This is a genomic window from Silvibacterium bohemicum (genome assembly GCF_001006305.1).
GTDB classification, from domain to species: Bacteria; Acidobacteriota; Terriglobia; order Terriglobales; family Acidobacteriaceae; genus Silvibacterium; species Silvibacterium bohemicum.
The window spans coordinates 279,736-305,326 of record NZ_LBHJ01000003.1 but is presented as its reverse complement, the minus strand read 5'-3'; the positions used below and the strand labels follow the sequence as shown (position 1 = coordinate 305,326).

The window sequence follows — 25,591 nt, the reverse complement described above, 5'->3', positions numbered from 1 at the left end:
CCGGCAGGCGCTAGCCATGGCCGGCATTTCCGGAGCATGTCATGAACGAGACGCTTCCTGTTATTTACCTGGCCCGACACGGCGAGACAGCTTGGACCCTTACGGGTCAGCATGCAGGACTGGTAGATTTGCCGCTGACGGCGCACGGCGAGCACACCGCCCGACAGTTGGGGCAACGGCTGCGGGGATTGACCTTCGCCAAGGTCTTCACCAGCCCCCTGCAGCGCGTGTCCAAGACGTGCGAGCTGGCCGGCTTTAAGGCTGTAGCCGTGGACGATCCGGACTTGCTCGAGTGGAACTATGGCGATGACGAGGGCAAGACAACCGAGGAGCTCCTCAAGGAGCGGCCCGGCTGGCAGATGTTCCGCGGCGGCTACCCTGGCGGCGAAACGGCGGAATAGGTCAGCGCCCGGGCAGACCAGGTAGTGAGCCGGGTACGGACCGTTGAGGGGAACGTGCTGCTGTTCTCGAGCGGGCGCTTCCTACGGATGCTGGCTGCCCGCTGGCTTGGCCTCGGGCCGGAGGACGGAAGGTTCTTTCTCTTGAGTACGGCCAGTCTGAGCGCTCTCGGGTACGAGGAGAACCGATCCCAACCAGTGATTCGACTTTGGGACGATACTTGTCACCTTCGTACTTAGTTCATGCTCACTCCATCAATGGAGAAGGCACCAATAAGGCGGACTATGCACATCCTGGTCGTGAATAGCGGATCTTCATCCATCAAGTTTTCGATGTTCGATTCCGACCCCGATCAGAGCCTCTCTGAACCAAAGTGCCTTTTCGACGGGCAGGTGAGCAACATCGGGGAGCCGGACGCAACACTCGAACTTCGAGGAACGGGGGACACGAACCTGAGCAACGAGCACTCCAGTGTGACCGCATCGAAGCCGGAGGATGCGATGCGGATGGTCCTGGACGCGGTCTGTGAGCCACGGATGCCCGCCGTGGAAGCCGTCGGATATCGCGTAGTGCATCCTGGTGCGAAGCTGCACGGGCATCAGAGGATCACGGCGCACGTTCTAAGCGATCTTGAGGACGCGGTAGTATTCGCTCCGCTACATGAGCCAGCCGCGATTGCCGTCATCCGCAGTGGGATGAAGCGGTTTCCCAATGTCGCCCACTACGCATGCTTCGACACGGCGTTTCACCGGACCATGCCGGCGGAAGCGACGACATATCCTGTACCTGAGGTCTATCGCGACAAGGGAGCGCGGCGGTACGGCTTTCATGGATTGAGCTGTGAGTCGATTGTGCGGCAAATACGTGCAGAGGGCGATATATTTCCCAGGCGCATGGTGATTGCCCACCTCGGCAGTGGGTGTAGCATCACGGCGTTGATCGACGGTTGCTCCGTGGACACGACCATGGGTCTGACCCCGACCGGGGGAGTCGTCATGGAAACACGTCCTGGCGACCTCGATCCTGGGCTGATCTTGTATCTCCTGCGACAACAGAAAGCCGCCAGCGACGAAGCGATCTCGGCGGTCGAGACGATGTTGAATCACTCATCGGGGATGGTGGCGCTGGCGGGAATGGCGGGCGATATGAAAGAAGTGCGGAAGGCGGCTGCCAGGGGCAATGAGCAAGCCTTGCTGGCGCTGAAGATCTTCACGCGGAGTGTGACAAAGGCTATCGGAGGGTTCTCCTGGCTCTGGGTGGACTGGATTCAATTGTCTTTGCGGGAGGGGTTGGAGAACACGATGCGCCGGGACGCGCTGAAATCCTCGCTGATCTTCAGGACCTCGGAATCTCCATCAGCTCCTCGTTGAATGAGGCGAAGGCAAGTGGCGTCCGCAGGATCAGCGCTTCCGAATCGAAAACGACGGTATTCGTCGTTCCTGCACAGGAGGATCTTATGATTGCCATGCATGTGGACCAGATGGCTCGGTCGGGAACATAGTTCGAGCGATCTGCAACTGCTCCCTCCCACTCTTGCACGACGGCAACTCCTGGCGTCCTTCTGGACCGGTTTCTTCGCCGGAAAGCAACTGGGCGCTTCCTTGAGGCGCTGAGAGACCAGCCTGTACAAAATTGACCAGTATGGGGATAAACGCGGTGGAATACTTTCTACACGCTATGATGTAGCGCCTTGGAGAGGTGCATGATGCCCAATGAAAGCTCCCTATGCATAGCGAGGACATGGTCTTGAATGGCGCCGCTATAACTCTTCACTGCTGCTGGTCGATCCTCTGAAGACGGTTGCTCCGCCTAGTTCCATGTCTGGAACGAACGCCAGGGTTTATTTTGTCGTGAACACGGCGCCAGCTCTCACTAATGCAAACCAGCCGGCGATCAAAGCAAAGGCCGCATCGTCGAATAGACGACCGCGATCATTGAAACCAGCTGGAACCTTGAAATGATCCCTCGTGCAATTGCAAGGAGACCCACAATGGAAGTTCCGAGGGTCTCGCGAATCAAAGAAACTGAAAAGGGGTAAGAGAAGTGACAAAGAACAGGTCGTTTCAGGGTTTGATCTTCATCGTAATTCTGGGCATCGGCGCGGGGCTCGGATATACCTCCTATAGAGTGTCGGCCAACTCCGCCAGTATATGGATAGCGGTTGTCGCCTTTGTCCTTGCCTGCATTGTCTCTTCCGCCATTCAGGTTGCGGATCAATGGAGCAGAGCAGTTGTCTTGCGGCTCGGCAATTTCCATGCTCTTAGAGGACCGGGACTCTTTCTGATCATTCCGCTCATCGACACCATTCCCTACTGGATCGACACCCGCGTCCTCACCAGTTCGTTCAAAGCGGAAAAGACCCTGACCAAAGATACGGTGCCTGTAGACGTGGACGCGGTGTTGTTTTGGAAGATTGTGGATCCGAAGAAGGCGGCGCTCGATGTAGCCGACTATCAAAGCGCGATCAGTTGGGCTTCGCAAACTGCCCTCCGCGATGTCATCGGCAAGACCATGCTTTCGGAGATGCTCGAAGGCAGGGACAAGATCAGCAGCGTATTGCGGGCAATTATCGATGAGCGCACTGAGCCGTGGGGCATCAACGTCATTTCCGTCGAGGTTAAGGATGTGTTGATTCCACCCGCTCTGGAGAATGCGATGTCGATGCAGGCCCAGGCCGAGAGAGAGCGTCAGGCCCGCGTGATTCTGGGCGATTCGGAACGTCAGGTGGCGGAGAAGTTCGTAGAAGCGGCCAGGACCTATGCCAACGATCCCATTGCTTTCCATCTAAGATGGCATGAACATGCTGTATGAGGGTTTGAAGCAAAATTCAACAATCGTCATTGTTCCCAGTTCCGCGATTGAAACCATGCAACTCGGCGGTCTTGCTGGGCTGACAGCGCTGACCATGGGCATCGGCCAGGACCGTGCGGTCAAGGAAAAGGAGGGCCAGCTCGTAACCAGCAACGGTTCCAAGCCACTATCCACAGGTGAGTCGTTGGAAGTCCCGCCTGTCCCCGCCGCGGCATGACGCGGCAAAGATTCGAGGCATCGGAAGCGATTGAGAATGCAGGGAGCGAATGAGTGAGAGCACGCACACGCATCACGAGCAGGGGTCGCACCAAAAAGACGTTCACCATGATCATCGTCCGTACTGGAAGCGCGCGCATCGTGATTGGCGGTTCTGGGTAGCCGTCTTCTTCATCGGCGCGGCCTTGTTCATTTATGTGACGACTGTCGACCTGTCGCTAGTGCCAAACAAGCACCCTCATTCCGTTCCCGTCGGCCAGTAGCCGAGCTATCCGGATTCCCGCTCTCCAATCGAGCCCTCGCAAAGAGCGGCGCGAGCTTCGACTAACGATTCAGACGCCGTCGGACGGCTACGAGAGCTCCAATGACCGAGATGAGTTTGTATCCACTGCGATTTGAACCGATTTACCAGTACCGACTTTGGGGCGGCCGGCGTTTGGCATCACTGCTCTCTGCGCCGCTTCCGGACGACGGCCCGATCGGCGAAGCCTGGATCCTCAGCGACCGCGATGACCATCCGAGCAAAATTGCCAATGGACCGCTCCAGGGGCAGACCATCGGTCGGGTGATGCAGCAGTCGCAGGAACAATTGATGGGAAAGCTGGCCCGGCGTTTTCAACGATTCCCCTTGCTGCTGAAGTTCCTCGACGCGCATGAGATGCTCTCCGTCCAGGTGCATCCCGGGTATGCGCGCGCATACCCGCCAGCGGCGGACGGAACTGCGAAGACCGAAGCGTGGGTTGTGCTCGAATCAGGGGAAGAAAGCCGCATCTACGCGGGCCTGAAGCCTCACACAACCGCCGACATCCTGCGGCAGTCGGTCACGAACGGGACACTGGCTGACCATCTTGTATCGATCGTTCCGAAACCTGGCGATGGCGTCTTTATCCCGGCTGGGACGGTTCACTCTCTGGGTGGAGACGTCGTTGTGTTCGAGGTTCAGCAGAACAGCGACACGACATTCCGCCTGTACGACTGGGGTCATGTCGACACGAAGACGGGCCAGCCACGGGAGCTCGAAGTCGATCAGGCTCTTGCTTGCATTGATTTTCTAGATGGCGCGGCCGGGCTAGTGACGCCCGTAGTGGAGACAGAGACGCCGGTGGAGCGCGAGAGACTTTTTCATTGCGATCCGTTCTGGCTGTGGCGCCTCCGCGGAGAATTGCCGTTTGCGGTGGGAGCCGTGGACGTACCGCGTGTACTGGTATGCACCGAGGGCACGGGACAGATCGAGCACCGTGGCGAGACGTATGCCGTCCGCAAAGGCGAGGTATGGCTCTTGCCTGCGGCAGTGGGCGCGTGTACTTTTCGCCCGAGCGGGACTGTGAACTTACTGGAAATCGCAATACCGCCGAAGCCCGAAAGCAGTCAGGATAGTAAGAGTTGAGGGATGCATAGCGAATGAAAAAGCTGATTGTTTTTGATCTCGACGGAACGCTTGCCGAAAGTAAATCGTCTCTGGACGCCGAGATGTCGACGCTGCTGCGCGACCTTCTCGATGTCACGAAAGTGGCCGTGATTTCCGGAGGCGATTGGCCACAGTTTGAAACGCAAGTGCTCTCCCATCTTCCTCATGACGAACGACTCGCGAATCTGTCCCTCCTTCCAACGTGCGGAACCAAGTTCTTTCAGTACTCTGGAGACTGGAAGAAGATCTATTCGGAGGATTTCACGGCGGACGAAAAGAAGAAAATCATCGACTCTCTGAATGAAGCATTCCAGGCAGCGGGCTTCAAAGTCGAAAAGGTCTGGGGAGAAGTCGTTGAAGACCGCGGAAGCCAGATTACGCTCTCCGCATTGGGTCAGCAGGCTCCACTGGCGGAAAAGATAAAGTGGGACCCAGTATTCGCGAAGCGGAAGAAGATCAAAGCGATTCTTGACCCTTTGATTCCCGGCTTCTCCGTGCGGCTTGGCGGCGCAACGTCCATCGATGTAACCAAGCCCGGGATCGACAAGGCCTACGGCATTCGCAAGCTGCGAGACATTCTGGGCATTTCCCTGAAAGAGATGATCTACGTTGGGGATGCTCTGTTTCCGGGAGGCAACGACTATCCTGCAGAAAAAGTCGGAGTGATTTCGATTCCGGTTCGTGGGCCTGAAGATACGAAGCGGGTGATCGAAGCGATCATCGCCTGTTTAGGAGGCGACCAACAGGCTGACTTTCAGGCGGGACTTCAATGAGCGGGTTCAAGCTACAGCGCATCGGCATGTTGATGGAACCGGAGCCGGGCAACCCACAGGAGGTCGAAGGCGTTCTGAATCCGGCTGCCGTTCGCGGCCCTGATGGGCAGCTCTATCTCTTCCCACGGCTGGTCGCGAAAGGAAATTATTCGCGCATCGGCATAGCGCGAGTGCGATTCAACGAGGCCGGCGATCCGGTTGGCGTCGAACGGCTTGGCATTGCACTGGAGCCGGAAGCCGATTATGAGCGAAGGCCCGATGGCGGTGGTGGCTGCGAGGATCCTCGTGTCACCTTCGTCGAACCCCTTCAGCGCTATGTCATGACCTATACAGCGTTTTCACCCCGGGGCCCGCGGATCGCCATAGCCCTATCGGAAGACCTCTTCCAGTGGCAGCGGCTGGGACTCGCGCGTTTCGCTCCATGCCACGGCATCGAGTTCGACGATGTGGATGACAAAGACGCCAGCTTCTTCCCTGTCACCATTCCGAATCCATCCGGGAAACCGGAACTGGCCATCCTGCACCGCCCGCTTTTCCCCGGCACGCGCCCGGAGGAGACTGCCAGCCGCCCGGAATCCCGCGATCTGGATCTCGACCGTGAGAGCATTTGGATTTCCTACTGCCCAATGGTATTGGAGGATAGCGGACCCGATCGGCTCGGCCCGTTTACCTCGCATCACCGGCTGGCGACCCCGGTGTCGCCTTGGGAACGGCTCAAGATCGGCGGCGGCACTCCGCCCATCCTGACCCGGCACGGCTGGTTGATTGTTTACCACGGTGTCAGCGATTTGGCACAGCCGGGCAGCGAAGCGCATCAACTCTGTTATTCGGCCGGGGTGATGGTGCTCTCAAAGCAGCACCCGCAAGTGATCCGCTATCGCTCGGCGGAGCCAGTGTTGAAACCGGAGCTGTCGCAGGAACGCAGCGGCACCATTGACAACGTCGTGTTCCCAACTGGCATCGACTGTCGTGACGATCTGGGCTTAGTGGATCGTTTCGATGTCTATTACGGAATGGCCGACAACCGGATTGGCGTGGCGCGCATGGACATGCCTGATCTCTTGCCGCCCGGAGGAATCGCCGATCCACCGGATGCGAACGTATAACGTCGATCCCGTGTGCATGGCGCGTTCTGTTGTGCGGTGTTTCAGCGGACTACGTAAGGTAGCGTGGCCGAGCGGCCGCCATCCATTCTTGCAGCGCTCGCCGGGGTCTCCGAAGGGGCGTTCAAGATTGACTTCGACTTCTTTCTGGGAGAAAAGCAATCTTCATCATTGGCCTTCCACGTTGGTCGCCCCGCGTACGCATCTCTGTTTTTAGACGCCGATGCGGCGTGGGCTTGTCGTCCCAGACCAACAAATACGCGCCGCGAGTTGCACAACCAGAGATCTCCTAAGGTTGTGCGCCACCCGCGTCAACCGAGCGAGTCTCCAGCGTCGGCAAGCCACCGATCGGATCCGCGTTTGTGATCTGGTAGTTCTTGTACTGAATCGTCAATTCGGCACGGCCCCCAAGTCGGATGGCGGTGACGCTATGGTTGCGCGCGGGGAGCCAGAAATCGTTCACCTTCATGTACACCTCTTCGATTTCACTGTTTCTGGTCCAGAAGGAAGGGTTTTTCGCCGGCTCTGCCTCTAGCCGAGTCACAGCAAAGTCTTTCGCATCCACCCAGATTCGGCCGCGGTAAAGGAACTTGTTCGTCGTCCTGGGCTCGACAATGAGCAGGTACGCGGAACCGGAGGGTGTGGTCTCGTATCCGGCTAATGTGAAGTCGTAATTATCGCTATTCAGAGCTGCGCGCCTTTGGGCCTTCGCGGCCAGTGCCTCCGTTTCAGCCTGCATCAGCTTCTCGAAAACCTTGTCGATGATCATTTTGGATCCAGTCGACGACAGGATGGTGAATTCCTTGGTTCCTGGCGATTGGTACTTCACGTCCACGAGTAACTCCGCGCTGCGAGTGCCTGGAAAACCGTGGTATTCCACCCGGTAAATTCGGCTTCCGTGGTAGGCATGCAGCGCCTGAGCCCGCTCGCGATTCATCGCAACCAGATTAGCTACGACTTGTTCCACGCTGAGCGGAGCATTTGCAACCGAGGTTGACGTGCTGACTTGTTGCCCACCCGCACTTGGTCTTAGTCCAATCGAGAGCAGAAGCGTCAACATGAACAAAACGGAATGGGACGAGACCTGCGTCTTTTTTGAGGAGCGCACTCGGATATCGGTTTCGTGGAGCTTCATGGCGCCACCTTCGAGGCTCGAACCCACAGAGTGGGTCGTACCACCAGCCTCCCCGGCACTGAAGGCTTCAATTCATAAGATGCTCAGCCAACTGGAGTGAATCGCCCAGGTGAAAATGTCCACTTCTTTCTATACCTTCCCTGTCGCGTGATCTTGTGTCACGTAGTTGTAATGCAGCATAATGATGGACCGTGGATTGACGACGTACTTAGCTCCAGTGACGGGCAAACCCACTGTCTCTTCAATAATGTCGTTCGGGGATGGCAGCGAAGTGTCTATCAGGCGAAGCCAGCCGGCATCCGGTTTGCCAGTGACAGGAGGAAGCGCAAACTCCAGCGGCTTCCAATAGGCATTGATCGCGATGTATCGTACCTGGCTGCTGGCGAAACTATGCAGGGTGAACGCGATGCTGTGGGAGTCGTCGCTCCAGTCGGGCTTCCCAAGTTCAATGCCATGCCATTCGATACGAGCCTTACTGAGATATTCCTCGAGGGTAATCCGGCCGCCTTTGATTCCATGGTCGAAGTCGAGACGAACCTGGATCATATGCTGCACGAACCGTAATAGATCTGCGTTGGCGGCGCAAAGATTCCAGTCGAACCAGCTGGTTTCATTGTCCTGGCAATAGGCATTGTTGTTTCCTCTTTGCGTGCGCCGCACTTCATCGCCCATGAGCAGCATCGGGGTTCCAACCGAAAGCAAAGTGAGGGCGAAGAAGTTTTTGATCTGTTGTGTTCGCAGTATCTCGACGTCTTTGCTGGTGGACGGACCCTCAACGCCACAGTTCCAGCTGAAATTGGCGTCCGTACCGTCGTTATTCAGCTCATGGTTTGCCTCATTGTGTTTGAAGTTGTACGAAACCAGATCGTTGAGCGTGAAGCCATCATGGCAAGTGACGAAATTAATGCTCTGACCTACAGGTCGATGCCCTTCTCCGTACAAGTCGAGACTCCCGGAGATACGCTCCCGGAGTTTCACGGCAGTCCTTTTGTCTCCCTTGATAAAACTGCGAATGTCGTCGCGGAATTGCCCATTCCACTCCTTCCACTTGTCCAGTCCGAAACTGCCGACCTGATACAGACCACCTACATCCCATGCCTCGGCGATGAGCTTGGTTCCCGCAAGGACAGGATCGGAATCGATCTCCCAGAGTATTGGAGGATTTATCATCGGCTCGCCCGACTCGTTGCGCGAGAAGACCGACGCAAGATCAAAACGAAATCCGTCGACGTGCATTTCGGAAACCCAGTACCTCAAGCTGTCGAGAATGAGCCGTTTGACGATGGAGTGGTTTGCCTTGAGAGTGTTCCCGACGCCGGTGAAGTTGGCGTAGGTGGCCTTGTCCTTGTTCAGGATGTAGTAAAAACTGTTCTCCAGCCCTCGAAAGCAGAGTGTTGGTCCTCGCTCGTCCCTTTCGGCGGTGTGGTTGTAGACCACGTCCAGGATGACTTCGATGCCGGCACGGTGCAGCTCTTTCACCATGGTCCGAAACTCATCCAGACAGATCAGCGGGTCGTTGCCTGTGCTGTAGCCCAAATGGGGAGCGAAAAAAGACACTGGGCTGTATCCCCAGTAATTACTGAGGCCCGGGAGAGCATCCTGGGCATCGAACTGGAAGACGGGCAAGAGCTCAACCGCCGTGATCCCCAATGCCTGAAGATAAGGAATCTTATCAATGACCCCGAGATAACTACCCCGTCTGGCGGGAGAGACTCCGGAAGCAGGGTGGCGCGTGAATCCCGCCACGTGCATCTCGTAGATGACTGTCCCGCGGAACGACCGCCTGAGAGGTACATCCCCCTCCCAATCGAACGTACTGAGATCCGCCACGACACTTTTCATCGAGGTGGCTGCGTTGTCTCCCGGCTTGCAGGCATCGGCTCGACTGTAGTTCCGACCGACAGAAACACTCTTGCCATACGGATCGATCAGGACTTTGTCACGATCAAATCGATGCCCGGCGGGTGGATCATTCGGTCCGTCGACGCGGTACCCGTAGAGTTGTCCAGGCTTGATTCCGGGCACGAAGATGTGCCAGTAGTGGGACGTGCGATGGAGGGCCGGATCCAGACCAATGAGGCGGGACGGCTGAGGATCATCAGGATGGTCAAAGAGGACGATCTCAATTTCTGTGGCATTGGCGGAAAAGACGCTGAAGTTTGTTCCTTCAGGACATATGCTCGAGCCGAGCGGATAGGGATGGCTGACAGTCATGTCCTTGGCAACAGGATCGTGAAACTCAACGGACTTCTGATGTGCATCCATCTTCTACTCCAAATGCGGCTCTTATCCGACCAATCCTTTGGCTATGGTTAGAGCGGTTGTCAGCCAATACCTTCCTAGACGGGGTGAGCCGGGTCGATGAGACGCTTGCACGACGATTGCTCCTTGTTGCCTCGACTGAAGGCGGAACGCCTCTTTTGCCTACGGTTAGTAGGCTCCGGCAGAGCCGGAGGCTATACGGTTGCTGACCCCTCAAAAGGGTCTGCTTAGCTTGGAATCTCCGCCCCCGGCAATAGCGGGATTTGGGAATATCCGAGTGGAGCGAGCGTCTCGTCAAGCATTGAGAACTTTTCCCCAAAGCGCAACGCATGGTGTCTTACGCTACTGCATTGGGCTGAGCGGTTGCTGTTCCTTTCTGCTCACATGGATGTGACAACCCCCACGCTTGGTGGGTCGCGAATGTGTTTCGTTCGAGTATCAACGGCACGTTGTATTTCAAACGCTCCTTGACACTTCAGGAAGACAGGCCGCAAATTCGGCATCCTTCTAAGGACCTCTTTGGTGGTTTCTTGCCCGCGTGAGCAGAACAGTACAACATTCATTGCCTGGCGGAGAAAGACTTGCTAGGAACCGTCCGATCGCGTGGTGCGATCTGGCTGCACCCGCGGAGGCACCGATGGGTAGAGCCTCGCCCGATCACCCTCGGAGCTTTTACCGCTCTGATGAACCTTCTAAATTGCAATTGAAGGGGATTATCCATGACTACGGCAGTCTTAGAAACAACACACCACGATGCACCTAAACCGATCCGCGGCAACGAAGGCGCATCGATCATTGGCCCGACAAATCCTGAACGTGAGGCCCAAAGTCGCGACAGACTCTCACCGCCAAGCACGGACCACGGTACGCTTCCCAGTCTTAAATGGTCCTTCGCCGATAGCCATAACAGATTAGAGGAAGGCGGATGGGCTCGGCAGACGACCGGGCGAGAGCTTCCGATTGCGCAAGCTCTCAACTGCGTCAACATGAGGCTCAAGGCTGGAGTGGTCCGCGAGCTGCATTGGCATAAGCCGGATGAGTGGGGTTACGTGATCAAGGGACGTGTGCGAATCACCGCGGTCGACGAGAATGGCCACGCATTTCAGGATGATGTGGACGAGGGAGACATCTGGAACTTTCCTGGCGGCATACCCCACTCCATCCAGGGACTCGCCGGTGCGGGCACCGAGTTCCTGCTCGTCTTCAATGACGGCAACTTCAATGAAGACGAGACCTTCCTGGTCACGGACTTTCTGGCCCACATCCCCAAAGAGGTCCTGGCCAAGAACTTCGGCGTGCCCGAAAGCGCCTTCGCCAACATCCCTAAGAAGGAACTCTACATCTTCCAGGAGAAGGTCCCGGGGCCGCTCGAGGCCGATCGTGTCGTCGGCGCCGGACCCGTGCCTTCGACCTTCAGCCACAAGTTCATGGCCCAGGCGCCAGTCCGCACGAGAGGCGGACTGGTCCGCATTGTCGACTCCAACAATTTCCCCGCGGCCAAGATGATCGCCGCCGGACGAGTCGAGGTCGAGCCGGGCGGGATGCGCGAGCTGCACTGGCACCCGAATTCGGACGAGTTGCAGTATTACATCGAGGGCGAAGGGCGGATGACCGTGTACGCATCCAATACCAACGCTGGCACCTTCAACTATCAAGCCGGCGACGTCGGATACGTGCCCAAAAGCATGCCCCACTATATCGAGAACACGGGCACGACGACGCTGCGGTATCTCGAACTGTGGCAGTCCGATCACTTTGCCGACGTTTCGCTGGCACAATGGTTGGCATTTACACCATTCGAGCTGGTGCAGGCTCATCTGCACATCGACAAGTCGGCGCTGGCGAAGGTTTCGACGGAAAAAACACCCGTCGTAGGGGCCTAAATCGGACGATCACGACGAATACGCCTCCATGCGGCCAAGGTTTAGGCAGGAACGATAGGTCTGAAGCGCGTTTTCTGAGACCGATACGAGCGAAACGATGCGTAACCGCCACCACATCCCGCAGTGGTCGCTCATTTCTTTCCCATGAGGGAGAAATCGAACATGTCCGTCTCAGTCCAATCCGCATTCCCCATCAACGAGCTGCTCAGCAAGCGTTGGAGCCCTTTCGCCTTCGAGGACCGCTCCGTCTCCGAAGAAAATCTCCGCGCGCTGTTCGAGGCGGCCCGCTGGTCCGCCTCGGCTGCGAATGAGCAACCCTGGAGCTACATCGTGGCTACACGAGACCAGCCTGAAGAGTTTGCACGAATGCTCTCCTGTGTCGAGGATATTAACCAGCCCTGGGCAAAGTTTGCTCCCGTTCTAGTCCTAGGCTGCACCCGGTTGACCTTCGAGCATACCGGCCTGCCCTACGCCACAGCAGAACACGATCTGGGACTTGCCTCTGCCAACCTGGTCTTCGAAGCGACCGCCCGCGGATTGGGAGTTCACCAGATGATCCACATTCACCGCGACCGGGCTAAGGAACTCTACGAAATCCCCGAGGATGTGCGGCCGTTGACCGGGTTAGCGATCGGTTACGCCGGTGACGACTGGCGCCTTCCTCAGTCGTATCAACAGGAAGACCAGGCCCGGCGTTCGCGGAAGCCGATCGATACTTTCGTCTTCGGCAAGAAGTGGGCGATGATTTCACCCTTGGTCGGAAGGTGAAGCAGGCCTTGGGAGGAATTGCAGCTCTTCTATCTTGTGCAAAGCGGCGGAACAGAGATCAAGAGCGTCTAATTGCAGCCGTGCATCATGGCAAGGTATAGGAGCGAAATGACGACGGATCCGGCAATGCCGATGGCGAAGAGAGGGCTTCTGCTCGTCAGGCCTGATCCGGTGGCTCCGGATTCGGACTGCCTGCTCTCCTGCGGATTCAAGGGGTTGTAAAAGACTGGAAAGGTCTTACCCTCTTCCATGGCAACGGGTGAGGTGAACTCGCCGCGGAAGGTCCTGGCATGGGCATAGTACGTGAAGGAGATTGAGAAACGATTGGAGTCGGGGGCTATGCCGAGGGTGAGGGTGTTCATCCTGGCGAATTCGTAGTGGCAGGCGGTGACTTCGGCTTGCGTTTCGAGCCACGGCGGCGGCGAGTCGAACGGTTGGCCGATCTTCGGTGCCATCGAGTTTACAGTGTTGATCATGCCGTCCTCTCTTGCACAGGTCCGCCCGTCAATCCCAGTGCCGTCATATTCAAATTTGCCGCGTTCGCTCCTGCGTCCCGAGTCCTCCATCAGCGTTGCCACAGGATCTGCGCAGCTTCGAGTGGCACAGAAGCGCTTGTATGGTGAGGAATGACGCGCGGCGTGTAGTCACCTGCAGGACGAGTTGCAGGTATCTCAGACGAATAGATGAACGCGCCAGGGGAATCCACGCGGGCCTCGCCTACCGTCATAGTTTCAATCGCAGGTTCTCTCTTCTGCATCGGGTCCGCATAGAGCTCGACGCTCAGATCCTCCGGTTTGAGGTCCCCAACAAATATCTCTACCCGGAAAGAATGTCGGCCGTCGTGCGTCTCGATCCTGACGTTGCCGAAGCGCACACTATTCCAATGCCGCGCGATGCCCTCTTGCCACTGAAGCAGGCTTGCGCCAACCTTACTCTCCCAGGCTGCGCGCTCATGATACCCAGCGGCCGCAGGGAGATAGTGACTCTCTGTGTATTCGCGGATGGCACGGCCGGCGGAGAATTCCGGCGTGAGCCGCGCCATACTCTCGCGGATAAGTCCCAGCCACTTTGATGGCATGCCCTTTTCATTCTGCTCATAAAACTCCGGGATAACCTCTTGCTCCAACAGCGTATATAGGGCTTCGGCCTCCTGAGCATCCCACGCCGGATCGTCGCCGTGCTCACGGCCGTCGCCGATGGCCCAGCCGACTTCGGGGGAATAGGCTTCCGCCCACCAGCCGTCCAGCTCTGACAGATTTAGCCCACCGTTGACGAGGACCTTCATTCCACTCGTTCCACAGGCCTCCCACGGGCGTCGCGGTGTGTTGATCCATAGATCGATACCCTGGACCAACTCCTGCGCGAGCATCATGTCGTAATCGCTGAGGAAGACGACACGGCCGCGAATTTCCGGCCGTTTGAGGAAGTCATTCCACTGCTCGATCAGTGCCTGTCCAGGCAAATCCTGAGGATGCGCTTTCCCGGCGAGAAGCAACTGCACAGGACGGTGCGGATCGGAGAGAAGACGAATCAGGCGCTCAGGGTCGTGCAGGAGAAGATTGGGACGCTTGTAGGTGGCAAAGCGGCGCGCGAATCCCAGTGTCAGCACCTTTTCATCGAAGACGCCGCCGGCCTCCGACGGACTTCCACCTTCTGCGGCAAGCTGACGCGCATACCGCTTGCGCATGCGACCGATCAATGTCTTTCTTCCCCCCGTACGCATTTGCCACAGCTGTGCGTCGGTGAGCCTGCGGATGTCCTCTTCGGCTGGGCGGTTTCCATGCCAACGTTTCTTGCCGCACGCTGTACTCCAGAGCGCATCTGCCGCTGCCGAGTCCCAGGTCGGCACATGAATGCCGTTGGTCACCGAGCCAATCGGAACCTCCTGCTCGGGCCAGCGCGGGAAGAGCGGCTGGAAGATATGCTGGCTCACCCGCCCGTGGAGCTTGCTGACGCCATTGACCTGGCCGCTGCCATGCACCGCAAGGTAGGCCATATTGAAGGGTTCTGAAGCATCTCCGGAGTTCTGCCTTCCCAACGCGAGCAGATCCTCAAGTGGGATGGCGAGCTCATCCTGTGCATAGTGACTGAGATATTTGCGGACGAGTTCGGGATCGAAACGGTCAAAGCCGGCGGCAACTGCGGTATGCGTCGTAAAGAGATTTCCGGCTCGGGTGACGTTCAAAGCCAAATCAAACGGCCTCTTGTTATCTTCCATGTAGAAGCGCGCCCTCTCGAGCACGGCAAACGCTGCATGGCCTTCGTTGAGATGGCACACCTCAGGCTGCAACCCGAGTGCCCGCAACAAACGCCAGCCGCCGATACCGAGAATGATCTCCTGCTTCAGCCGCATCTCGGCGTCGCCACCGTAGAGCTGACTTGTAATCCCGCGGTGAGCTGCGGTATTCGAGAAGTCATTGGCGTCGAGCAGGTAAAGCTTCGTCCTTCCAACCGATACTTCCCAGCAGCGGAGCCAGATCTTCGATCCGGGCAGTTGAATCACTATCCGCAACCACTCGCCATTCGGCCGCCGCAGTGGCCGGATGGGCAGCTGTCCAGGATCATTGACCGGGTAAAGTGCGCGCTGCCTGCCTTCCGAATCGAAGTCCTGGCGGAAATACCCCTGCCCGTAGAGCAGGCCGACTCCGACCACCGGCACGCCCAGGTCGCTGGCCGCTTTCATCTGGTCGCCCGCTACATTGCCAAGTCCGCCCGAGTAGATGGGCAGCGCTTCGCTCAGCATGAACTCCATGCTGAAATAAGCGACCGATGTGAGTGCGGCGTCCGGGTGCTTCTTCTGGAACCATGCTTTCGAGCTGAAGGATTCGCGATTCTCGCGCAGCAAATCGTCGAGACGCTTATGAAACTCCGGCTGCGCCAATAGCGATTTGATCTTGTCTGTCGAAACTGTCCGCAGGATCACCCATGGGTTTTGCGTGGTCTCCCATAGTTCAGGGTCGAGATCTTCCCACAGTTCGTCGGCCGCATGGTTCCAGGACCAGTGCAGGTTGAACGCCAGTTCCGCTAATGCATCGATTCCTTCGATCTTCGGCCAAATGGTAAATGCGTTAGGATCGCTCAATTCGCCTCCAACCCGGCATTAAAGACAACAGTGGATGGCGTGAATACTTTCTCGCACTGGCCACGCGATGCCGGACTGCTGTCCTCATCGACGGTAAGAACTTGCTCTCTGGTAGCCATACTGAATGATCCTCTCTACTTTGCGCCGCCCTGAGAACCCGGCTGCGGTAGTCAAACCTTATTTCTTCTGTAGCTGTTTGCGGATCGATTGCAATTCTGCGCGTCGCTTCGCAGTGGTCTTGGGATAGGCCATCTTGAGGTCCTCAAGCGCGTCGAGCACGATTCGGGATACGATCAGACGGGCGTTTTCCTTATCGTCGGCGGGAACGACGTACCAGGGTGCGTGACGGGTACTTGTCGCTTCCAGGCAAGCCTCATACGTCTTGACGTAATCCTTCCAATACTTCCTCTCATGAATGTCCGCAAGGCTGAACTTCCAGTTCTTGTCCGGCTCATCGATGCGGGCGAGGAACCGCTTTCGTTGCTCCTCCTCGGAGAGATGGAGGAATATCTTGACGATCTTCGTGCCATTACGATGGAGGTGCCTCTCCAGATCCACAATCGAGCGGTACCGCTCCTCCCAGATGGTCTTCTCGTCGCGGAGTTCTTCGGAAAGTCCCTGATTGCGGAGAATCTCCGGATGCACGCGGACCACCAGCACTTCCTCGTAATAGGACCGATTGAAGATGCCGATCCGCCCACGTTCGGGAAGGTGGCACGTTGTGCGCCAGAGAAAATCATGTTCCAGTTCTTCCGCGCTCGGCTGTTTGAAGCTGAAGACCTCACAGCCTTCCGGATTGACCCCGGACATGACATGGCGAATGGCGCCGTCCTTGCCGGCAGAATCCATTCCCTGAAAGATCAGCAGCAACGCATAGCGGTTGGAAGCGTAATGGAGCTGTTGCAGAGAACTCAACTCTGCAACATGCTTTTCGAGGAGCTCCTGGTACTCCGCTTTCGAGGTGTAAACGGGTTTCACAACGGTTGGCCACTTCGAGAGCCTGACCTTTTTCCCGGATGGGACACGGAAATCCTTCACATCGATTTTCATCTTTCTCCTCCCGCGTCATCGACCGCATGTACCAGACGGGTTTATGCAACGTTCGGATGAGCTGTCGGCTCACTTCGAGTTTCACGCTCCGCCTCCAGCCAGTCCTGGTTCTCTTGGCTTTCGCCACGCACGCGTTCCTGGTACAGCTCATAGGCTCGCGCGGCAATCTGCGGCGTAAGGTCGACCGGCTTCTTTGCTAGCAATGGGGCTTTCGTTGGATCGAAGATCCGGTAAGCCAGCAGCTTCACGCGGTCATTCACGAGGAACCACACCAGGGCGTAGCCCCAGACCAACCCCGCCCACTTCCAGCCGAGAGGAGTCATAAACAGTCCGTACACCGCAATCAGAGTCGCTATCGTCTGAGTCCCGAGCACTGCGATCCATAGAATCTTCGCCGGACGGATGGACCAGAACGGACCTCGTGTGCGCGTGAGGAAGATCGTTAGATGTCCGGCCACAGACAGCTTCAGGTACATCAACGTCTGGATGTGTCCACGGTCCAGGTGAAAGACGCGCTCGCCAAGGTAGAAAAGTCCAAAAGCGGCCACGACGCCGACGACGCCAAGTACGGTGGAGATCCCCAGCACCAGACGCATGTTCCAGGCTTCAGGTTTGTCCTTGTATTGAACATTGTCGTAAGCGATAGACAGGATAGCTCCGTCGTTGAGCAATGCCAGCATGACGATCATCACCGCAGTCAGCGGATAGAAGTTGAACACCAGGATCGCCAGCGTCATGAACAGCAGCACCCGTAGCGTTTCGGCGATGCGGTATATGGCATAACTGTTCATCCGCTGGAAGATGCGCCGGCTCTCCTTGACGGCGTCGATGATCACCGACAGGCCGGAGGTCAGCAGCACAATGGAGGCCGCCGCCCGTGCCGCGTCCGTCGCGCCGGAGACGGCGATGCCGCAGTCTGCTTTCTTGAGCGCGGGAGCATCATTCACTCCGTCGCCGGTCATCCCGACGATGTGCCCGCGCTTCTGCAGAACGTCCACGATGAAATACTTGTGTTCCGGGAAGACCTGGGCGAAACCATCCGCTTTTTCAATCGCCTCTCCGGTCTGCGTACTCGCTTGCTGTTTGGTGTCGCCCAATCCACTGGCATCGAGGATGTTCGTGCCCAGCCCAAGTTGCCGGGAAGTTTCCTGAGCGATGGCGATTTGATCGCCCGTGACCATCTTGACGTCCACGCCCATCTGCCCTGCGCTCGCGATAGTTGCTTTTGCCTGCTCGCGCGGTGGATCGAACAAAGGCAATACCCCGGCGAACTGCCACTTCCCTTCTTCGTCAGCGCGGGCCACGCCAAGCGAACGGAAACCGCGTCCCGCGAATTCATTGACGGCCTTCTCGACCGCAGGCTTAACCTCGCCTTTGTTCGTCGACATCTCGAGAATGACCTGCGGCGCTCCTTTGGCGACAAAGAACTCTTTTCCGTCCCCGCCCTTGACGGTAGCTTCGGTGCGCTTATGCACCGGGTCGAACGGCTGGAAGTGGATCACTTGGAATCCCTTCAAAGCCTTATCGTCCTTGACGCCGCCGATCACAGCCAGGTCGATGGTGTCTTTGTCCTCCGCTCGCGAGGCCAGCGCCGCCCAGAGAATGACCTGGTCGCCAGGAATGTTATTTACGCTGAAGGGATCGCCGAGCGTTAACTTGTTTTGGGTCAGGGTGCCGGTCTTGTCGGAGCAGAGCACATCCACGCCCGCCAGTTCCTCGATGGCCGACAACCGTGTCACAATCGCTTCTTTTTTCGCCAGCAGACGAGCGCCGACGGCCATGGTGACAGATAGCACCGTAGGCATGGCCACGGGGATCGCGGCCACCAGAAGCACCAGGCAGAATTCCAACGTGGTAAGAACCTTGTCGCCACGGAAGAGCGCAACAACCAGGATCAACGCGACCAGCGCCACCGCCAGGATGATCAGGTAGTCGCCGATCTTCATTACGGCACGTTGGAAGTGGCTGACAGTATGCGCTTCCTGGACCAGTTGCGCGGTCTTGCCGAAGTAAGTGTTCGTTCCGGTCGCATACACCATGGCGTCGATTTCGCCTTGGCGGAGAATCGAGCCCGAAAATACCGCCCCTCCGGGTTTAACCGTGACAGGCAAAGATTCTCCTGTCAACGCCGACTGATCCACTTCGACTGGATCGCCCGCCAGCAGGCGCGCGTCCGCGGGGATGATGTCGCCGAGCCGCAAACGGATGACGTCGCCGGGCACCAGTTCGCTTGCCTTCGGATTGATCCACTTTCCATCGCGCTTGACGCGCGCATTGACAGCGAGCTTGGCCTTCAGAGCAGCGATGGCGTTGCCAGCCTGGTGCTCTTCCCAGAATCCCACTACGGCGTTGGAAGCAAGCAGAAGGAGAATGATAAAGAAATCCAGCCAGTGCCGGACGATCCCCGAGAGGATCACTGCAGCTTCAATCATCCATGGGATGGGACCCCAGAAGTAGCTGAGGAACTTCAGGAACTCGTTCGTCTTCTTTTCCGCGATCTCGTTGGGACCATATTGCGTCAACCGCTTCTGGGCTTCTTCCTGGCTCAGTCCTTCTGGAGTTGACCCCAGTTTTGCCTGTAACTCCGGCATGGGAAGGGACTTCAGATCGTCTTTCGACTTTGACTTTGCGCCAGGCTTCAAATCGACTTTGGCCTGAGCTTTCGCATCGGACTTGGACTTGTCCTCGGGGGCAGGCTTCTGTTGGGAGGTCTCTGCAGTCGGACTCACGATGAATTTGTCTCCTGCTCTCCGTGCGTGACGAGTCGGGCTGGCATGGAGAAGCTGCTATTCGTCAATTGCACCCAGATGTGATCCGGAATCCCAGGAACCTCGCCAGCATGACGAGGCCTTCCCAGCCTTGCGAGGCCGCGTACGGCACTTATGGAGAGTATCGTCCCGCGGAAACGTGGAGGCTGTGCAAGTTTGCTCACAAATGGCCGCCCGGGCCATTCGTCTGGGGACCCGCGATGGCGGCAAATATGGACTTACGACGACGAACTGCGCGATGTGCTTCCATGTCTCCATAACAGCATTGAGATTGACCGATTAACCGAATCTTCAAATAGCCCTCGAAGTCATGAGCAAAACAGAACAGGTTGTTGCCAGCCCCGGTGCGATCCTCTCATTAGGTGCAAGTACGGGTGTGCCCGGGAACGGCACACGGACAGGCGCACACGGGTGAAGAGGCTTTCCTCGCGAATCGACCGTGAGCTATTCGCAGGCGGTTGGGATAGTCAACCGGAGGCACTGGATCGGCCTGCACAAGAAGGATTGCTGACGGAGGACGAGTGAAGCGAGCGATCCCGATTACGGCACTGTTTGTGGATGTCGGCGACGTTCTGCTTACCAACGGGTGGGATCATCTCGCTCGGAGAAGAGCGGCCAGGAACTTCAAGCTGGATTGGGCGGAGATGGAGGAGCGCCACCGCCTGGTCTTTGAGACGCATGAAGAGGGAAAGCTTTCCTTCGAAGAGTACGTGGGGTGGGTGGTCTTTTATAAAAAGCGGCCGTTCACGCGGAACCAGTTTCGAGACTTCATGTTTGCTCAATCGAAGGCCTATCCAAAGATGATCGAGCTTGTCACCAGGCTCAAGGCGCGGCACAACCTCAAAATCGTTGTGGTCAGCAATGAATCGCGTGAGGTGAATGCGTATCGCATTCGCACCTTCAGGCTTGACCGGCTTGTCGATACGTTCATCTCTTCCTGTTTTGTTCACATGCGCAAGCCTGACGCCGAGATCTTTCGGCTTGCTCTCGACCTAGCCCAGACGCCCGCGGCGCAGGCTGTCTTTATCGACAACACGCCGATGTTCGTCCAGATCGCGGAGGGCCTCGGCATTCGAAGCATTCATCATGTCGATTACGAGTCCACCTGCGCCAGGCTGGCTTCTTTCGGACTGCACACGCAGCAAGAAATCCAGTCATAACACGAGTTCAACCATGCTTTCTCACGCTCATGGAAACAAAGGGAGATCAAACGATGCCGACCGACATGCTCACCACCGAGGAACTGCTCCACGAGACACCCGAAGCGTTAAGCAAAGAAGAGTCCATCAAGGACACGCACACGCTGGATCCGGAGTTGCTTCGAAAAATGAATGCCTACTGGCGCGCGGCCAATTATGTGTCGGTGGGCCAGATATACCTTTATGAAAACCCGCTGCTGAAGGAGCCGCTGAAGCTGGAGCATGTCAAGCCGCTGGTGGTCTCCCACTGGGGCACAACGCCAGGCCAGAACTTCATCTACGTTCATCTGAACCGGGCCATCAAGAAGTACGACCTGAATATGTTCTACATCGCAGGCCCCGGCCACGGCGGTCCAGCGATTGTGGGTAACGTCTACCTTGAAGGCACCTGGAGCGAGGTGTACCCGAACGTCACCCAGGACGAAGCCGGGCTGAAAGAGTTGTTCAAGCAGTTCTCCTTTCCCGGAGGAATCTCCAGCCATGTTGCCCCAACAACGCCTGGATCGATTCACGAAGGCGGCGAGCTGGGTTACTCGCTCAGTCATGCCTTTGGTGCGGCATTCGATAATCCCGATCTGATCGTCGCCTGCATCATTGGAGACGGCGAGGCAGAAACGGCTTCCCTGGCGACCTCGTGGCAGTCCAACAAGTTTCTCGATCCAAAGACCGATGGGGCGGTGCTGCCGATCCTGCACCTGAATGGGTACAAGATCAGCAATCCAACCGTCCTCTCACGCATCGAGCATGAGGAACTGGATCAATTCCTAAGAGGCTGCGGTTGGACGCCCTACTTTGTGGAAGGAGATGAGCCGGAAAAGATGCACGAACTCATGGCCGCCACCCTCGACAAGGCCATCGAGGACATCCATCGATTCCAACGCGATGCCCGAAGCAAGAACGAGGCGACTCGGCCGCGCTGGCCCGTGATCGTCCTCAAATCGCCCAAGGGCTGGACGGGGCCGAAGGTTGTCGACGGCCTGCAGATCGAGGGGACATTTCGATCCCACCAGGTGCCGTTGCTGGTCGATCCCCAGCATCCTAATCACGTCAAGCTCCTCGAGGACTGGATGAAGAGCTATAAGGCCGAGGAGTTGTTCGACGAGAATGGGCGGCTTATCCAAGAACTGGCTGAACTGGCCCCACAGGGCACCCGCCGGATGGGCGCCAATCCACACGCGAACGGCGGCATTCTTCTTCACGATCTGCGCATGCCGGACTTCCATGACCACGCGGTCAAGGTGACTTCACCGGGTGCAGTGCAGATCGAAGACACGCTCGTGCTGGGTTCGTTCCTGCGCGATGTTGCCAAGCTGAATAAAGACAAGCATAACTTCCGCGTCTTCGGTCCGGATGAGACCGTCTCAAACCTTTTGCAGGCCGTCTTTGAGGTCACCAATCGGCAGTGGGATGCGCGTGAATACGGCAACGACGAGTTCCTCGCGCCGGCTGGCCGTGTGCTGGATTCCATGCTCAGCGAGAACCAGTGCGAGGGTTGGTTGGAAGGGTATCTCCTGACTGGACGGCACGGACTGTTCAACAGCTATGAAGCCTTCATTCGCATCGTCGACTCGATGTTCAGCCAGCACGCGAAGTGGCTCAAGGTATGCCGGGAACTGCCGTGGCGACGCGACATCTCTTCGCTGAACTATCTGCTCGCTTCCCATGTCTGGCAGCAGGACCACAACGGATTCACGCACCAGGATCCCGGCTTTCTCGACCACGTCATCAACAAGAAGGCCGATATCGTGCGTTGTTACCTCCCGGCCGATGCCAACTGCCTGCTGTCCGTCTTCGATCACTGCCTGCGTAGCCGGAACTACGTCAACGTGGTAGTGGCAGGAAAACATGCGCTTCCCCAATGGCTAACGATGGATGAGGCGGTGGTGCATTGCACGGAGGGCGTCGGGATCTGGCAATGGGCTAGCAATGACCAGGAGAGCGAGCCGGACGTGGTCATGGCCTGCTGCGGAGACACGCCCACCCTGGAGATTCTCGCCGCCGTCTCCATCCTTCGCGAACATCTGCCTGAACTGAAGATCCGTGTGGTCAATGTCGTCGATCTGATGAAGCTGCAGCCCAGCACCGAACACCCCCACGGGCTGACCGAGAAGAATTACGACTCTCTTTTCACGAAGAACAAGCACATCATCTTCGGATTTCATGGGTATCCGTGGCTGATCCATCGGTTGACCTATGCCCGCACTAACCACAACCTGCACGTACGGGGTTATAAGGAAGAGGGCACGATTACAACGCCTTTTGACATGAGGGTACAAAACGACCTGGACCGTTTCCACCTGGTGATGGACGTGGTGGATCGTGTACCGAATCTCGGCTCCAAAGGCGACTACCTGAAACAGCAGATGCAGGACAAACTCATCGAGCACAAACACTACATCGACGCTCATGGCCAGGACATGCCGGAGATCCGAAACTGGGAATGGAGCGCCGTTAGATGAATACGCAAGCTCTTGAAGCAACCGCGAAGAGGATCGTCGCCGACGGCAAGGGACTGATAGCGATCGATGAAAGCACTGGAACCTGTAACAAACGATTTGCGAAGTGGGGGATCCCGCAGACTGCGGAGACGCGGCGCAAATATCGAGAGTTGATCGTAAGCACTCCCGGCCTTGGCGAATCGATCAGTGGCGCAATCCTCTATGACGAAACCATCCGTCAGCGGAAGGACGATGGCACTCCGTTTGCGAAAGCGCTCGTCGACGTGGGAATCATTCCGGGTATCAAGGTCGACACAGGAGCGAAGGAGATGGCTGGTTTCCCTGGCGAGAAGATCACCGAGGGCCTGGATGGACTGCGCGCGCGTCTGGCGGAGTACGCGCAGATGGGCGCGCGTTTCGCCAAGTGGCGGGCGGTGCTTGCCATTGGCGATGGCATTCCGAGTCAAGGATGCATCGGGGCAAACGCACATGCGTTAGCCCGCTATGCGGCGTTGTGCCAGGAAGCCGGGTTGGTCCCCGTAGTCGAGCCGGAAGTGCTCATGGACGGTGCTCACACCCTCGAAACGTGCAGCGAAGTGACGGAAGAAGTTCTGAGAGCCGTATTCAAAGAACTCTACTCGCAACGCGTGACGCTGGAAGGATTGATTCTGAAGCCCAACATGGTGCTGCCAGGATCGACATGCCCAAAGCAGGAGACAGTGGATGAGGTAGCCGACGCTACCGTGAGGTGTCTGCTGCGAGCCGTCCCCGCCGCCATGCCAGGGGTTGCATTCTTGTCGGGCGGCCAAACCGGCGAACTTGCCTCCGCCCGTTTGAATGCCATGAATGTCAGATTCAAGTCGCGGCTCCCTTGGGCCTTGGCGTTTTCGTTTGGGCGCGCCATCCAGGAGCCGGCTTTAGAGATATGGCATGGCGATCAACGCAACGCGGCGGCGGCACAGCAAGCCCTCTACCATCGAGCCATGTGCGACCGGGCTGCGCGCCTTGGCGAATACAACGCCGCAGTTGAAGCAGGTAACCGGGATAATGCGCCACTCGCCGTTTCAACGTTAGAAGCCGCAGGAAGCGCCCGATGAAACCGGGCAAGCGCCGGAAGGTTGTTGTCGGTAACTGGAAGATGCATACGACCTCCGCCGAGGCCAGGCAATTGGCCAAGGGAGTCGCCAATGGTTTGGGCAATGAGGATGACGTATCTGTCATTCTGTGTCCGCCCTTCCCCTATCTGGCCTTGGTCCGGGAGATCCTCAAGGGCAGCCGCATTGCGCTCGGAGCACAAAACATGTATCCCGAAAAGGAAGGAGCATTCACCGGCGAAGTCAGCCCGATGATGCTGCTCGACCTGGGCTGCAAGTACGTCATCCTAGGACACAGTGAGCGCCGGCACAAGTTGGGCGAATCGGATATGTTCATCAATCAAAAAGTTCGATTTGCCCTGGCTTCTGGCCTGGGCGTCATCTTGTGCGTAGGCGAAACCCTGGAGCAACGTAAGGCCAACCAGACGGAAGCGCTGCTCGACCGGCAACTCAGCCTGGGATTGGCCGACGTGCCAGCCGATGCCTTGCCCCGTATTAGCATCGCGTACGAGCCGGTGTGGGCGATCGGCAATGCCGCTCACCATGCCACCCCACAGCAGGCTGAGGATGCGCATGCCATACTCCGCGGCCGATTCGCGAACCTATTTGGCGAGGAAGCGGCTGAAGCCGTCGCGATTCAGTACGGTGGCAGCGTCGATCCGGAGAACGCCGCCGCATTTCTTCGCCGTAATGGCGTGGACGGCGCCCTGATCGGCGGAGCCAGCATGAAGGCCGACCAATTTCTGGCCATCATCCGCGCTGCGAAGGAGGATTCATAAATGGCACATTTTTGCTCTCAGGAGCAATCATTTCCGTTTCTGCTCCTGAATGTTCGGGCCGAAACGGTATAGGTAGAGAAGCGGCGCCAGTCCAACGAGGACTAAAACCTGTCGTACATGCTGCCTTCACGCGTCAACTTGCCGATGTCATCCTCTGCGTCCACTCCGTGTCCTTTGTTTTAGGGAACTTCTATCGGGAAGGCTATGGCGAGACGGTCGGGACTCACCAATATTCCCTTGGATACAGCGCGAAGATAGCCGACAACGATGAGCAAAACCGAACAGATTGCGGGTTGCGCCGGTGCGATGCTCGTCTCAAGTGCAAGTACTAAAGTGCTCCGACGTGGAGCACGGGCGCCCGCCCGATCGAATGAGCAGGTTTCTCGCACAATGTTTCTTCTAAAGATCACGTTCGACAGCAAG

21 protein-coding genes and 1 pseudogene are annotated in these 25,591 nt (G+C 57.4%); 15 read left to right on the top strand and 7 right to left on the bottom strand.

Annotated elements, in window-relative coordinates; all coding sequences use genetic code 11:
• The first annotated feature begins 41 nt into the window (after window positions 1–41).
• From XX99_RS27975 to XX99_RS06890, 9 genes and pseudogenes are all read left to right on the top strand, one after another.
• Window positions 42–638: pseudogene (locus XX99_RS27975) on the top strand (histidine phosphatase family protein).
• 45 nt (window positions 639–683) lie between these two features.
• A complete protein-coding gene (locus tag XX99_RS06915) occupies window positions 684–1,769 on the top strand; it encodes an acetate/propionate family kinase (protein WP_260315282.1) in 1,086 nt (361 codons plus the stop codon).
• A complete protein-coding gene (locus XX99_RS28315) occupies window positions 1,652–1,900 on the top strand; it encodes a hypothetical protein (RefSeq protein ID WP_331386718.1) in 249 nt (82 codons plus the stop codon). The genes XX99_RS06915 and XX99_RS28315 overlap by 118 nt, the downstream gene beginning before the upstream one ends.
• Before the next feature lie 542 nt (window positions 1,901–2,442).
• On the top strand, window positions 2,443–3,210 hold the full coding sequence (locus XX99_RS06910; protein ID WP_197081839.1) for a slipin family protein: 768 nt from the start codon (window positions 2,443–2,445) through the stop codon (window positions 3,208–3,210).
• On the top strand, window positions 3,194–3,427 hold the full coding sequence (locus tag XX99_RS27620) for a hypothetical protein (protein WP_197081838.1): 234 nt from the start codon (window positions 3,194–3,196) through the stop codon (window positions 3,425–3,427). The genes XX99_RS06910 and XX99_RS27620 overlap by 17 nt, the downstream gene beginning before the upstream one ends.
• A gap of 49 nt (window positions 3,428–3,476) precedes the next feature.
• On the top strand, window positions 3,477–3,689 hold the full coding sequence (locus tag XX99_RS06905; protein WP_050058654.1) for a hypothetical protein: 213 nt from the start codon (window positions 3,477–3,479) through the stop codon (window positions 3,687–3,689).
• A 101-nt stretch (window positions 3,690–3,790) separates the two neighbouring features.
• Window positions 3,791–4,813, top strand: a complete 1,023-nt coding sequence (locus XX99_RS06900; protein WP_050058653.1) for a type I phosphomannose isomerase catalytic subunit — start codon at window positions 3,791–3,793, stop codon at window positions 4,811–4,813.
• A gap of 14 nt (window positions 4,814–4,827) precedes the next feature.
• Window positions 4,828–5,607, top strand: coding sequence for an HAD-IIB family hydrolase (locus XX99_RS06895; protein ID WP_050058652.1), 780 nt, complete (start codon window positions 4,828–4,830; stop codon window positions 5,605–5,607).
• Window positions 5,604–6,713 carry a glycoside hydrolase family 130 protein gene (locus XX99_RS06890; protein ID WP_050058651.1) on the top strand — a complete coding sequence of 370 codons (1,110 nt, stop codon included), beginning with the start codon at window positions 5,604–5,606 and terminating at the stop codon, window positions 6,711–6,713. The genes XX99_RS06895 and XX99_RS06890 overlap by 4 nt, the downstream gene beginning before the upstream one ends.
• A 286-nt stretch (window positions 6,714–6,999) precedes the next feature.
• On the opposite strand, the gene XX99_RS06885 is transcribed toward XX99_RS06890, so the two are convergent.
• Together XX99_RS06885 and glgX are read right to left on the bottom strand one after the other, a co-directional pair.
• On the bottom strand, window positions 7,000–7,845 hold the full coding sequence (locus XX99_RS06885) for a LolA-like protein (protein ID WP_050058650.1): 846 nt from the start codon (window positions 7,843–7,845) through the stop codon (window positions 7,000–7,002).
• A gap of 129 nt (window positions 7,846–7,974) precedes the next feature.
• The gene (gene glgX / locus XX99_RS06880) at window positions 7,975–10,110 is read right to left on the bottom strand and encodes a glycogen debranching protein GlgX (protein ID WP_082125319.1); all 2,136 of its coding nucleotides are present in this window, start codon (window positions 10,108–10,110) and stop codon (window positions 7,975–7,977) included.
• 716 nt (window positions 10,111–10,826) lie between these two features.
• Between glgX and XX99_RS06875 the strand changes: the two genes are divergently transcribed.
• Together XX99_RS06875 and XX99_RS06870 are read left to right on the top strand one after the other, a co-directional pair.
• Complete coding sequence (locus XX99_RS06875; RefSeq protein WP_050058649.1) at window positions 10,827–11,990, top strand: cupin domain-containing protein; 1,164 nt, start codon at window positions 10,827–10,829, stop codon at window positions 11,988–11,990.
• Window positions 11,991–12,152: 162 nt separating this feature from the next.
• On the top strand, window positions 12,153–12,758 hold the full coding sequence (locus tag XX99_RS06870) for a nitroreductase family protein (protein ID WP_050058648.1): 606 nt from the start codon (window positions 12,153–12,155) through the stop codon (window positions 12,756–12,758).
• 68 nt (window positions 12,759–12,826) lie between these two features.
• Here XX99_RS06870 and XX99_RS06865 read toward each other — a convergent pair whose 3' ends face one another.
• The 5 genes from XX99_RS06865 to XX99_RS06850 all read right to left on the bottom strand — a co-directional run bounded on the left by XX99_RS06865 (window position 12,827) and on the right by XX99_RS06850 (window position 19,619).
• Window positions 12,827–13,234: a DUF3592 domain-containing protein gene (locus tag XX99_RS06865; protein ID WP_156185833.1), complete on the bottom strand. Its 408-nt coding sequence runs from the start codon at window positions 13,232–13,234 to the stop codon at window positions 12,827–12,829.
• A gap of 89 nt (window positions 13,235–13,323) precedes the next feature.
• Complete coding sequence (gene glgP, locus XX99_RS06860) at window positions 13,324–15,840, bottom strand: alpha-glucan family phosphorylase (RefSeq protein WP_050058646.1); 2,517 nt, start codon at window positions 15,838–15,840, stop codon at window positions 13,324–13,326.
• Complete coding sequence (locus XX99_RS28310; protein WP_269430953.1) at window positions 15,837–15,959, bottom strand: hypothetical protein; 123 nt, start codon at window positions 15,957–15,959, stop codon at window positions 15,837–15,839. The genes glgP and XX99_RS28310 overlap by 4 nt, the downstream gene beginning before the upstream one ends.
• Window positions 15,960–16,017: 58 nt before the next feature.
• Complete coding sequence (locus XX99_RS06855) at window positions 16,018–16,890, bottom strand: ADP-polyphosphate phosphotransferase (RefSeq protein WP_050058645.1); 873 nt, start codon at window positions 16,888–16,890, stop codon at window positions 16,018–16,020.
• A 41-nt stretch (window positions 16,891–16,931) separates the two neighbouring features.
• Window positions 16,932–19,619 (bottom strand): plasma-membrane proton-efflux P-type ATPase, encoded by a 2,688-nt coding sequence (locus XX99_RS06850; protein WP_184084708.1) that lies wholly within the window; start codon window positions 19,617–19,619, stop codon window positions 16,932–16,934.
• A gap of 560 nt (window positions 19,620–20,179) precedes the next feature.
• On the opposite strand from XX99_RS06850, the gene XX99_RS06845 reads away from it, so the two are divergent.
• The 4 genes from XX99_RS06845 to tpiA are packed head-to-tail and all read left to right on the top strand — an operon-like array spanning window position 20,180 to window position 25,168.
• Complete coding sequence (locus tag XX99_RS06845) at window positions 20,180–20,818, top strand: HAD family hydrolase (RefSeq protein ID WP_050058644.1); 639 nt, start codon at window positions 20,180–20,182, stop codon at window positions 20,816–20,818.
• Window positions 20,819–20,871: 53 nt separating this feature from the next.
• Window positions 20,872–23,316 (top strand): phosphoketolase family protein, encoded by a 2,445-nt coding sequence (locus XX99_RS06840; protein ID WP_050058643.1) that lies wholly within the window; start codon window positions 20,872–20,874, stop codon window positions 23,314–23,316.
• Window positions 23,313–24,392, top strand: a complete 1,080-nt coding sequence (locus XX99_RS06835; protein ID WP_050058642.1) for a class I fructose-bisphosphate aldolase — start codon at window positions 23,313–23,315, stop codon at window positions 24,390–24,392. The genes XX99_RS06840 and XX99_RS06835 overlap by 4 nt, the downstream gene beginning before the upstream one ends.
• A complete protein-coding gene (gene tpiA, locus XX99_RS06830; protein WP_050058641.1) occupies window positions 24,389–25,168 on the top strand; it encodes a triose-phosphate isomerase in 780 nt (259 codons plus the stop codon). The genes XX99_RS06835 and tpiA overlap by 4 nt, the downstream gene beginning before the upstream one ends.
• Window positions 25,169–25,591: the final 423 nt, after the last annotated feature.

Bases quoted from the DNA above. Each gene is read 5' to 3' on its own strand.
- XX99_RS06915 (WP_260315282.1), top strand. From the start codon at position 684: ATGCACATCCTGGTCGTGAATAGCGGATCTTCATCCATCAAGTTTTCG.
- XX99_RS27620 (WP_197081838.1), top strand. From the start codon at position 3,194: ATGAACATGCTGTATGAGGGTTTGAAGCAAAATTCAACAATCGTCATT.
- XX99_RS06905 (WP_050058654.1), top strand. From the start codon at position 3,477: ATGAGTGAGAGCACGCACACGCATCACGAGCAGGGGTCGCACCAAAAA.
- XX99_RS06900 (WP_050058653.1), top strand. From the start codon at position 3,791: ATGACCGAGATGAGTTTGTATCCACTGCGATTTGAACCGATTTACCAG.
- XX99_RS06895 (WP_050058652.1), top strand. From the start codon at position 4,828: ATGAAAAAGCTGATTGTTTTTGATCTCGACGGAACGCTTGCCGAAAGT.
- XX99_RS06890 (WP_050058651.1), top strand. From the start codon at position 5,604: ATGAGCGGGTTCAAGCTACAGCGCATCGGCATGTTGATGGAACCGGAG.
- XX99_RS06885 (WP_050058650.1), bottom strand. From the start codon at position 7,845: ATGAAGCTCCACGAAACCGATATCCGAGTGCGCTCCTCAAAAAAGACG.
- glgX (WP_082125319.1), bottom strand. From the start codon at position 10,110: ATGGATGCACATCAGAAGTCCGTTGAGTTTCACGATCCTGTTGCCAAG.
- XX99_RS06875 (WP_050058649.1), top strand. From the start codon at position 10,827: ATGACTACGGCAGTCTTAGAAACAACACACCACGATGCACCTAAACCG.
- XX99_RS06870 (WP_050058648.1), top strand. From the start codon at position 12,153: ATGTCCGTCTCAGTCCAATCCGCATTCCCCATCAACGAGCTGCTCAGC.
- XX99_RS06865 (WP_156185833.1), bottom strand. From the start codon at position 13,234: ATGATCAACACTGTAAACTCGATGGCACCGAAGATCGGCCAACCGTTC.
- XX99_RS28310 (WP_269430953.1), bottom strand. From the start codon at position 15,959: ATGGCTACCAGAGAGCAAGTTCTTACCGTCGATGAGGACAGCAGTCCG.
- XX99_RS06855 (WP_050058645.1), bottom strand. From the start codon at position 16,890: ATGAAAATCGATGTGAAGGATTTCCGTGTCCCATCCGGGAAAAAGGTC.
- XX99_RS06840 (WP_050058643.1), top strand. From the start codon at position 20,872: ATGCCGACCGACATGCTCACCACCGAGGAACTGCTCCACGAGACACCC.
- XX99_RS06835 (WP_050058642.1), top strand. From the start codon at position 23,313: ATGAATACGCAAGCTCTTGAAGCAACCGCGAAGAGGATCGTCGCCGAC.
- tpiA (WP_050058641.1), top strand. From the start codon at position 24,389: ATGAAACCGGGCAAGCGCCGGAAGGTTGTTGTCGGTAACTGGAAGATG.